This window comes from Limosilactobacillus pontis (assembly GCF_002940945.1).
Lineage (GTDB): Bacteria > Bacillota > Bacilli > Lactobacillales > Lactobacillaceae > Limosilactobacillus > Limosilactobacillus pontis_A.
This window is the reverse complement of the sequence record NZ_PNFV01000018.1, coordinates 1-9,546: the sequence shown is the minus strand read 5'-3', so window position 1 is coordinate 9,546 and position 9,546 is coordinate 1. Positions and strand designations below refer to the sequence as shown.

General features: G+C 49.7%; 9 protein-coding genes and 1 tRNA gene. 9 read left to right on the top strand and 1 reads right to left on the bottom strand.

Going from position 1 to position 9,546, the window contains the following annotated elements:
* Positions 1–139 precede the first annotated feature (139 nt).
* Positions 140–289, bottom strand: a complete 150-nt coding sequence (locus CK797_RS09115; protein ID WP_181049553.1) for an SPJ_0845 family protein — start codon at positions 287–289, stop codon at positions 140–142.
* A gap of 139 nt (positions 290–428) precedes the next feature.
* On the opposite strand from CK797_RS09115, the gene uvrC reads away from it, so the two are divergent.
* From uvrC to CK797_RS08920, 9 genes are all read left to right on the top strand, one after another.
* Positions 429–2,240, top strand: a complete 1,812-nt coding sequence (gene uvrC / locus CK797_RS08960; protein ID WP_104689394.1) for an excinuclease ABC subunit UvrC — start codon at positions 429–431, stop codon at positions 2,238–2,240.
* Positions 2,241–2,306: 66 nt separating this feature from the next.
* A complete protein-coding gene (gene obgE / locus CK797_RS08955) occupies positions 2,307–3,620 on the top strand; it encodes a GTPase ObgE (RefSeq protein WP_104689393.1) in 1,314 nt (437 codons plus the stop codon).
* 29 nt (positions 3,621–3,649) lie between these two features.
* A complete protein-coding gene (gene rnz, locus CK797_RS08950) occupies positions 3,650–4,600 on the top strand; it encodes a ribonuclease Z (RefSeq protein ID WP_104689392.1) in 951 nt (316 codons plus the stop codon).
* Positions 4,600–5,433, top strand: a complete 834-nt coding sequence (locus tag CK797_RS08945; RefSeq protein ID WP_104689391.1) for an SDR family NAD(P)-dependent oxidoreductase — start codon at positions 4,600–4,602, stop codon at positions 5,431–5,433. The genes rnz and CK797_RS08945 overlap by 1 nt, the downstream gene beginning before the upstream one ends.
* Before the next feature lie 91 nt (positions 5,434–5,524).
* Positions 5,525–7,849 (top strand): single-stranded-DNA-specific exonuclease RecJ, encoded by a 2,325-nt coding sequence (gene recJ, locus CK797_RS08940; protein WP_104689390.1) that lies wholly within the window; start codon positions 5,525–5,527, stop codon positions 7,847–7,849.
* Between the two features lie 16 nt (positions 7,850–7,865).
* Positions 7,866–8,384 (top strand): adenine phosphoribosyltransferase, encoded by a 519-nt coding sequence (locus tag CK797_RS08935; RefSeq protein ID WP_104689389.1) that lies wholly within the window; start codon positions 7,866–7,868, stop codon positions 8,382–8,384.
* Positions 8,385–8,512: 128 nt separating this feature from the next.
* Complete coding sequence (locus tag CK797_RS08930) at positions 8,513–9,136, top strand: hypothetical protein (protein ID WP_104689388.1); 624 nt, start codon at positions 8,513–8,515, stop codon at positions 9,134–9,136.
* 67 nt (positions 9,137–9,203) lie between these two features.
* Positions 9,204–9,292 (top strand) — tRNA-Ser (locus tag CK797_RS08925).
* A gap of 99 nt (positions 9,293–9,391) precedes the next feature.
* Positions 9,392–9,546: helix-turn-helix domain-containing protein (locus CK797_RS08920; protein WP_146085288.1), on the top strand; the 155-nt coding region annotated here is incomplete at its 3' end.

Genomic DNA, 9,546 nt, shown 5'->3' with positions numbered 1-9,546 from the left:
TTGATAATACTTAATTTTTGCTGGAGTGAAAATTTTGATCTTCTTCCCATATAAAAATACCCTCTAAGTACAAGATGAGTTTTCTATTTCATCTGTATACTTAGAGGGCATTATAGCCGCTGATTGTTTCCGCATTTTATTACTTTTTATCTTTATCCTTGTTTTTATCGTTTGACTGCTGATTATCCTTGTCGGCCGGCTTCTTCTTCAACGGTTTAGTTCGGGGATCAACAGCGAACTGGTCAAAGAGCTTGTCGAGTTGTTGGCTACGGCGTGTTACGAGTCCCATCTTTATCGCTCCTTTATTGTTTACCAAAATGCTAGCATAAACTGGGTAGCTTGTCCAAACAGATGCCAGCACTTTCATTGCCTTTTCGGCGAATTTTAATCTATAATATTATGATTAGTAAGTTGATCGGAGGGTTATGATGGCAAGTGAATACCTTGAACATAAGCTAGCGTTGCTGCCGGATAAGCCCGGCTGTTATCTGATGAAGAATATCAACGGTCAGATCATCTACGTTGGTAAGGCTAAAAACCTAAAGAACCGGGTTCGATCCTACTTCAAGAGTAACCACACCGGGAAAGTAGCAAAAATGGTTTCGGAAGTAGCCGATTTTGAAACGATCATTACTTCTACCAACAAGGAATCGTTCCTGCTGGAGATCACCCTGATTCAGAAGCACCAACCCTACTTCAACATCAAGCTGAAGCGGGGAACCGGCTATCCTTACATTAAGATTACTAACGAACGGGATCCACAGACAATGATCACCGGTCAGATCAAGAAGGACGGCGCCTACTACTTTGGCCCCTATCCAAATGTTTACGCAGCCGAGGAGACGCTTCACTTCATCCAAAAAGTCTACCCGCTACGGCGATGTCATGGCTATCAGGGTCGGCCGTGCCTCTATTATCATATGGGCCAGTGCCTAGGAGCCTGCTTCAAGCAGGTCCCTAAAGAGACATATGACCGCCAGATTCGCCGAATTAAATCCTTTTTAAACGGGAACACGGCAACCGTTAAGCGTCAGCTGACGGCCCGGATGCAGAAGGCGGCGGCAGCCCTGGAGTACGAACGAGCGGCTGAGATCCGCGACCAGCTCCATTACATTGAGGTGACCGTTGAGAAGCAAAAGATCATCTCAAATGATAAAACGCCGCGGGACCTCTTTAATTTTTACATGGATAAGGGCTGGCTGTCGATCCAGGTCTTCTTCATTCGTCAGGCCCGGCTGATGAAGCGGGAGAAACGGCTTTTTCCGATCGTTGATACGGCAGTTGAAGAGATGACCAGCTTCATCCTTCAATTTTACAACCGGCGAAATAATATTCGGCCTCGAGAAATCCTTCTGCCAGCGGGGTTACCCAACCAGGAGATCAGTGAGATCCTGGGTATTCCGGTACGAACGCCAGAGCGGGGCGAAAAGCGCGACCTGATGGCGATGGCCGCTGAGAATGCTCGGTTAACCCTGGATGAGAAGTTTCGACTACTGGAGATGGACCAGAGTAAGACCACCGGGGCGATGAAAGAGATCACCGACGCCCTTGGGCTACCAGCGGGCCACAAAATTGAGGCTTTTGATCATTCTCATATTCAGGGGACTGACCCGGTCAGTGCGATGGTGGTCTTTGTCGATGGCGAGCCTGCTAAGAAACTTTACCGCAAGTATAAGCTCCAGACGGTGATCGACCATGCTGACGAGGCGGCTAGTACCCGTGAGGTCATTCGGCGACGGTATTCACGCTTGTTGAAGGAAAATAAGCCGATGCCGGACATGATCTTCATGGATGGGGGCGAGATTCAGATGAATGCCGTTAAAGACGTCCTAGAGAATGAACTCGGTCTGGATATTCCGGTAGTGGGGATGGTCAAGAACGATAAACACAAGACTGCCGACCTGCTCTTTGGTGATCAGGATCAACATGTCAACCTTGATCCACGCAGCCAGGGCTTTTACCTGGTGCAGCGAATCCAGGATGAGGTTCACCGTTTTGCAATCACCTTTCACCGACGAGTCCATACCCGTCATTCCTTAAGTTCTCGTCTGGACGAGATCAAGGGGGTTGGACCACGAACCCGGACTAAGCTGCTTAAACGATACGGATCAATCAGTAAGATTGCCCAGGCTTCGGTGGACGATATTCATGCCTTGGGAATTAACCGGCCGACTGCCCAGTTGATTAAACTCTCGTTGCAGAAGAACGCAGCGGTTGCCAAGGGAAGCAGTCATGATTGATTTTGACGCTTTCCTGATTTTCCAATATACTAGGTAAAGAATAACGATAGAACGGAGACAAATCGTATGAACACGTTTGTAGATCAGATTAAAATCGAGGTACACGCCGGCAAGGGTGGTGACGGAATGGTTGCCTTCCGACGTGAGAAGTATGTCCCAAACGGAGGACCTGCCGGGGGCGATGGTGGTCGTGGCGGTAGTATTATCTTGAAGGTTGACGAAGGCCTGCGAACCCTGATGGATTTTCGCTATCACCGGATCTTTAAGGCAAAGAATGGTGGCAACGGGATGAACAAGCAGATGACTGGCCCCAGCGCTGCTGATACGGTTATTGCGGTTCCCCAAGGAACAACGGTCCGCGACCTGGATACCGGGGAAATTATCGGCGACCTGGTGGAAAAGGATCAGGAACTGGTTGTAGCCCGCGGTGGCCGTGGTGGCCGTGGGAATATCCACTTTGCCAGTGCTAAGAACCCAGCTCCCGAGATTGCTGAAAACGGGGAGCCAGGAGAGGATCACTACCTAGAGTTGGAATTAAAGATGCTAGCCGATGTCGGCTTGATCGGATTTCCGTCGGTTGGTAAGTCCACCCTGCTGTCAGTGGTTACGGGTGCTAAGCCGAAGATTGCGGCCTACGAGTTTACGACTCTGGTGCCGAACTTGGGAATGGTGATGCTGCCAGATGGTCGAGATTTTGCGATGGCGGACATGCCTGGCCTGATCGAGGGGGCCGCCAAGGGGGTCGGTCTCGGATTAAAATTTCTCCGTCATATTGAGCGGACCAGGGTTCTTCTCCACCTGGTGGACATGAGCAGTGAGGATCCTGAACAGGCTATTCAGCGTTACCGTCAGATCAATCATGAGTTGGCCAACTATGATCCTGAGTTGCTGAAGCGGCCGCAGATCGTGGTGGCTACCAAGATGGACATGCCAAACGCCAACGATAATTTAGAACATTTCAAGCAGGAACTGAAGGCTGATACAACTCTAGACCAGACGCCGCAGGTCTTTCCGATCTCGGCAGTGACCCACCAGGGAGTTCAGCAACTGATGCAATTGACGGCCGACCTGCTTGATAAGACACCAGCCTTTGACAGTGAAAGCCATGATGAACAGCTGGTTGCTGAGTACAAGGCAGCGGCACCAGACAAAGAGACACAAGACTTTACCATCAGCAAGGATGAGGATGGAACTTGGGTTCTCGGAGGGGCCAAGCTTCTACGGCTCTTTGATATGACCGACCTGACCCATGAGCAGAGTCAGCTCCGTTTTGCTCGTCAGCTGCGAACAATGGGTGTTGATGATGCCTTACGGGCAAAGGGAATCAAGGATGGAGACCTGGTTCGGATCAAGAAGTTTGTCTTTGAATTTGTACAATAAAGTTTTTTTAGAAGGTAGGAAGTAAAAAGATGCAACTTGAATTTTTAGGAACGGGTGCCGGGTCACCAAGCAAGCAGCGTAATGTCACGAGTGTGGCCCTGCGCCTGCTGGAGGAACGCAACGCCATCTGGTTATTTGATGTTGGGGAAGCTACCCAGCACCAAATCCTTTATACGACCATCCGGCCGCGTAAGATAGAGAAGATCTTTATCACTCATCTCCATGGCGACCACATCTTTGGCTTACCCGGTCTGCTCAGCTCACGGTCGTTTCAGGGTGGAAATGAGCCGCTAACCATTTACGGTCCAGTTGGTATCAAGCGCTTTGTTCAAACCGCTCTTCAGGTTAGCGAATCACGGCTCAGCTACCCCCTCCACTTTGTAGAAATTGACCACGAGGGTGAGATTTTCCGTGATAAGGGCTTCACGGTCTACGCCAAGCGGCTAGACCACAAGATCACCTGTTATGGTTATCGGGTTGTTGAGCACGACCACCCTGGTGAGCTCCAGGTTGACAAGCTGCGGGCAATGAACGTGCCGTCCGGACCACTTTATGGTCAACTGAAGGCTGGAAAGACGGTTAAGCTGGCCGATGGGCGCGTCCTAAACGGTCAGGACTTTATCGGTCCTGCTCACCCAGGACGGATCGTTGCCATCCTGGGTGATACCCGTCAGACCAAGAACGCTATTTGGTTGGCCAGGGACGCTGATGCCCTGGTTCACGAGAGTACGTTTGGCAAGGATGAGGCCAAGCTGGCCCATAACTACTACCATTCGACCAGCAAACAAGCGGCTGAAGTTGCTAAGCGGGCGGGGGCTAAGCGTCTCTTCCTTACCCATATCTCGGCTCGTTATGCTGGTAAGGCAGCTTATCAGCTGGCCTACCAGGTACGTAATTACTTCCCGGCGACCCGGGTAGTCAATGACCTGGATGTCTTTGATATTCCGTTTAATAAGCAAGGGGAAAGGAATGGTAAGTAGTGTTAGGACGCGTTAAAGCTTTACGATTCTTAAGAAATGAAGTTGTATTGATCACCGGTGGTTCTAGCGGTATTGGTAAGGCCTTGGCGTTTGAGGCAGCTCGGCGCGGGGCCATCGTTGTGGTGGTTGCCCGCAACCAGGAAAAGCTGGCGGCGGTAGCTAAGAAGTGTCTAATCCTGTCCGGGCGGCCGGCGTTTGCTTACGCCCTAGACGTGACTTCACCAGATGCTATCGACCGGGTCCTGGATAAGGTACAACACGAAGTTGGGGCAATTGATGTTTTGATCAATTCGGCGGGATTAGGCGAGTTTACCGCTGTGGCCCATGAGAAGTATTCTGCGATGGCAACGATGGTTCACGTTAACCTCCTGGCCTTGATGTACATTAGTCGGTGTGTGGCTAAGCAGATGATGGACCAGGGCTATGGGGCCATCATAAATATTGCTTCACTGGCTGGTAAAATTCCGACTCCCAACAGTGCTGTTTACTCGGCAACTAAAGCTGGGATAATCCAGTTTGATAACGTTCTTCGGATGGAGGTAGCTGACTACGGTGTCCAGGTCCTGACAGTTAACCCAGGACCGATTACAACGCCATTCTTTAAGAAGGCTGATCAGACCGGTGACTACCAGGCGCACCTGCCACAGTGGATGTTCATCGAGCCGGATGATCTTGCTACCCGGATTTGGGACAATGTTGGTCACAAGACTCGAGAAATCAACGTACCGGCTTATGTAGCCTATCTGGGCTGGGCCTATCAAGTCTTTCCGGGACTCGGTGACTGGGCGATCAAGAAGTTCTTTGATTTTCAACAGGACAAAAAGAACCTGTAAATATTTATCATCAACGCAGAAGATGAAGGACTGTCATTTGAAATAGTACAGCCCTTTCTTATTTTTGGCTAAAAAGGTTAAGGGTGAAATAATGATTAAGACACGGTTCAAGTGGAAACTAGCGGATGCGGCTGATCCGGCCGCTGTAAAGGATGTGGCTGCCGGAACCCAGGTTAGTCCAGTAGTGGCCGACCTGTTGGTCAAGCGGGGTTACAAGACCGCGGCAGCAGCCCGGGGCTTTCTTAAGGCAGATCCGCAGGCGATTCACGATCCCCACCTGTTGCACGATATGGACAAGGCGGTGGAACGGATTCAGGCAGCCATTGAACGTGGCGAGCAGATTACCATTTATGGGGACTACGATGCCGATGGGATCACCAGTACGGCGGTCATGTACGAGACCCTACAGGCAGTGGGGGCTAAGGTCAATTACTACATCCCAAACCGGTTTAAAGATGGCTATGGACCCAACGCTGCTGCCTACCAACGTTTGATCGATGAGGGAACTCAGCTATTTATCACTGTCGATAACGGGGTTAGTGGTAAGGATGTGATTGACTCCGTGATGGCTCAAGGGGTCGACGTGGTGATTACTGACCACCATGAATTGCCTGATAACTTGCCCAATGCAGTGGCAGTTGTCCACCCCCAGTACCCAGGCAGTGATTACCCATTTGCTGGTCTGTCCGGAGTCGGGGTTGCTTTCAAGGTGGCCTGGGCTTTGACTGATGAGTTTCCTGCGGAGCTCCTCGACTTGGTGGCAATCGGTGAAATTGCCGATGTGGTTAGCGTAGCCGACGAGAATCGGTCGCTGATCACGATGGGTCTTCAGGAACTGCGCCAAGGCTTGCGGCCCGGCTTACATGCTCTAGTTGAAGAGGCTGGGTTAAATGAACAGCAGCTGACTGACCAAGATATCGGTTTTGGCATTGCTCCCCGGCTCAATGCCCTTGGGCGAGTTGCCGATGCCAGTCTTGGGGTTCAGCTTCTGACTACCCTTGATGACACAAAGGGGCACCAATTAGCTACTCAGGTCGAGGCAGCTAACCAGCAGCGTCGCCAACTTGTTGACCAGGTTATGGCAGCGGCCAGTACCCAGGCCGAGGCGGCGGAAAATCAGGATCAGCCAGTCCTTGTTCTTCTAGGGCATGACTGGCATCAGGGGATCCTGGGAATTGTTGCCAGTCGGATCAAGGAGCAGACCGGGAAACCCACTATTGTTGCTAGTACTGTGGGAGATAGCCGGGTTGCCAAAGCCTCGGGGCGGAGTGACGATCGCTTTAACTTTTTTACGGCCTTGGATGCTCACCGTGACCTAATGACAGCCTTCGGTGGGCACCCAGCCGCATGTGGCCTTTCGTTTGCAGTTGATCGACTGGCTGACTTGAAGAAAGCGCTACGTGAGGAGGCAGCCAAGCAAAACTTTGATTGGGAACAACCAGTTCCCTTAATCTTAGCTGGTCAACTGGAGCCCCAGGTGGTCAGTACTCGCCTCTTCGATGATCTGCAGAAATTAGCACCATTTGGTCCCGGAAATGAGGAACCGGTCTTCGAGCTTCATGATATTCACCCGACCAACGTGAAGACGATGGGGAAGGATAATAGTCACCTGAAGTTTATGCTTCCGGGCAAGCAGGCTGATGTGGCGGTGGTGGCTTTTGGTTGGGGCGCAAATGCCCAGCTTTTCCGTTCCAAGGGTGGCCAGGTTGATATCGCCGCTAAGGTCGCCATCAATGAGTGGCATGGTCAGCGTCAGGTCCAATTGATGCTGGTTGACGCTCGAGTACGCGGAACTATGATCTTGGACGAGCGGACGGCGCATCTGCGCCCCACACACTTTCAGTCCGCCGGTGAGTACATTGTCTATGATGAGCGGTTACGGGAAAATGTTGCTCCCCATGTGGGTGCTGACCATGCTCTAACTCCCGCAGCAGCTAGCCAAATGGACCTAGCCGGTAAGGCAGTGACCCTGGTCGACTTACCAGACAGCTTGGCTAGCTTTAAGCAGCTGTTTCAAAACGATAGTGGTACGCCAGCGGTTGTACGACTGTTGTTGGCTAATCGACACAGTGCTTACCTGGCAGGAATGCCTAGTCGTGCTGACTTCGCCTTGGTCTTTAAGTTCTTGAAGCGGTATTCTCAGATACAATGGCCTGGTCAACGATCGGCAATGAGCAAGTATTTAAAAATGAATGAAGAACGATTAAATTTTGTAATTCAAGTGTTTTCTGAGGCGGGATTTGTTACAATTAAACATGGTGTTTTAAATCTGCAACCAACAAGTGGTAAGACGGATCTAAAACAAACGACACGGTATCAACAACAGCTTGCCCGTTATCACACAGAAAAAACGTTGCTCTACGATGATGCGGCAACCGTTACCCAATGGATACTACAGTGCCTTAAGATGAATTAAAGGAGACAATTTTTGTATGACTTTAGACCTCTATAAATACGTTGCTAGTATTCCTGATTACCCTGAAAAGGGGATTATTTTCCGGGATATCTTGCCGTTGATGGCCGACGGTGAAGCATATAAGCAGGCAACGGATGAATTATCTGACTATGCAAAGGATAAGCAGGTTGACATGGTAGTCGGTCCCGAGGCCCGAGGCTTTATCGTCGGCTGTCCAATTGCCCGTGAGCTGGGAGTCGGCTTTGCTCCGGCCCGGAAGAAGGGAAAACTGCCACGTAAGGCGATTAGTGCCAGCTATGATCTAGAATATGGCACCGCAACCCTGCAGATGGAGGCTGATTCAATTAAGCCTGGTCAGCGGGTTCTGGTTGTCGACGACTTACTGGCAACTGGTGGAACCATTTCTGCCACGATCGAGATGGTTGAAAAGATGGGCGGCATTGTTGTTGGTTGTGCCTTCCTGATTGAATTGAAAGACCTGCATGGTCGTGAGAAGATAAAGGATTATGATATGAAGGCCTTGATGGAGTTTTAACGTGAAGAGACTGGGCGTGCTCAGTCTCTTTGCTGTATCTGGGTACTGGCCGTAACGAATGTTGTTAGAATTTAATACGAACTGGCAATATTAGAATATGTCAGTTGATAAAGAGGTATCGATATAATATGATCTTTTTAGTTATTTTTGGTGCACTAATGTTGATCCTGGGCGGCTTCTACCTTGCCAACTCATGGCAACAGTATCGTGAGTGGAAGGGTGGGACCATCATTGTGGTCTTGAGTTTAGCAGCCGTGATTTATGGGACCATCAATCTACCGTACTTCCACCGTAACCAGCATCAAGCAAGTGATCAAGCCAGCTCTTCTTCTCGAGTGGTACAGGCTGGGCAGGGCAGCAGTGCGTTTTCTAACAAGTTTGGTAGTATCAATCAGCAGAGCAACCAGGCCGATACTGAGACTAAGGAGATGTCAGTGCTGCGTCAGCTCCAGAAGGGCTATGCCAAACTCGGGACGGTCTCCTTTGATGAGGATTCAAAGACTTTTAAGATCAAGCCAACTGATGATAATACGGTTAAGGCTTTGCAGGCCCTGGTTCAGGATCCAAGTCAGGCCGAGCAGATGGGGTGGCCTAACCTGACTAAGTCGATCAAGAGTAACTCTCGTCAAATCGACAATGTTTTGACAGATGAATACTCTCTCAGTATTGTCAATCCGGACAATACCAAGCAGGCCCTCTACACGGCTAAGAATGGCAAAACTACGCATGATATTGCTAACCAGGATAACTAGGTTGGCCCGTCAGCTGTTACACTTTACGCAGGTAGGAAAACTTGCTATAATGTAATAGTTGAATTTTGGAGAGTTGGCAGAGTGGTAATGCACCGGACTCGAAATCCGGCGAACCCGTGTTGAGCGGGCGCGCAGGTTCAAATCCTGTACTCTCCTTTTTATTATGAAAACACAAAATCACAAAAAAGCATAAATCCTTATGAAGTGCCTCATAATTGTTAGACAAAGTTCTAACAGTTACGAGGCACTTTTTATATGACTAAATATAATTCAAAATTAAAAGCACAAATAGTTCATGAATATCTTTCTACTTCTCAGAGTATTTATGACCTTGGTAAAAGATACGATATTGGACCGCGGCTTATTGCCAAATGGATTCAAAGATATCGAATGGAAGGACCCAATTCACT

Excerpts from the sequence above, each read along its gene's own strand:
- CK797_RS09115 (WP_181049553.1), bottom strand. The coding sequence starts at position 289 with ATGGGACTCGTAACACGCCGTAGCCAACAACTCGACAAGCTCTTTGAC.
- uvrC (WP_104689394.1), top strand. The coding sequence starts at position 429 with ATGGCAAGTGAATACCTTGAACATAAGCTAGCGTTGCTGCCGGATAAG.
- obgE (WP_104689393.1), top strand. The coding sequence starts at position 2,307 with ATGAACACGTTTGTAGATCAGATTAAAATCGAGGTACACGCCGGCAAG.
- rnz (WP_104689392.1), top strand. The coding sequence starts at position 3,650 with ATGCAACTTGAATTTTTAGGAACGGGTGCCGGGTCACCAAGCAAGCAG.
- recJ (WP_104689390.1), top strand. The coding sequence starts at position 5,525 with ATGATTAAGACACGGTTCAAGTGGAAACTAGCGGATGCGGCTGATCCG.
- CK797_RS08935 (WP_104689389.1), top strand. The coding sequence starts at position 7,866 with ATGACTTTAGACCTCTATAAATACGTTGCTAGTATTCCTGATTACCCT.
- CK797_RS08930 (WP_104689388.1), top strand. The coding sequence starts at position 8,513 with ATGATCTTTTTAGTTATTTTTGGTGCACTAATGTTGATCCTGGGCGGC.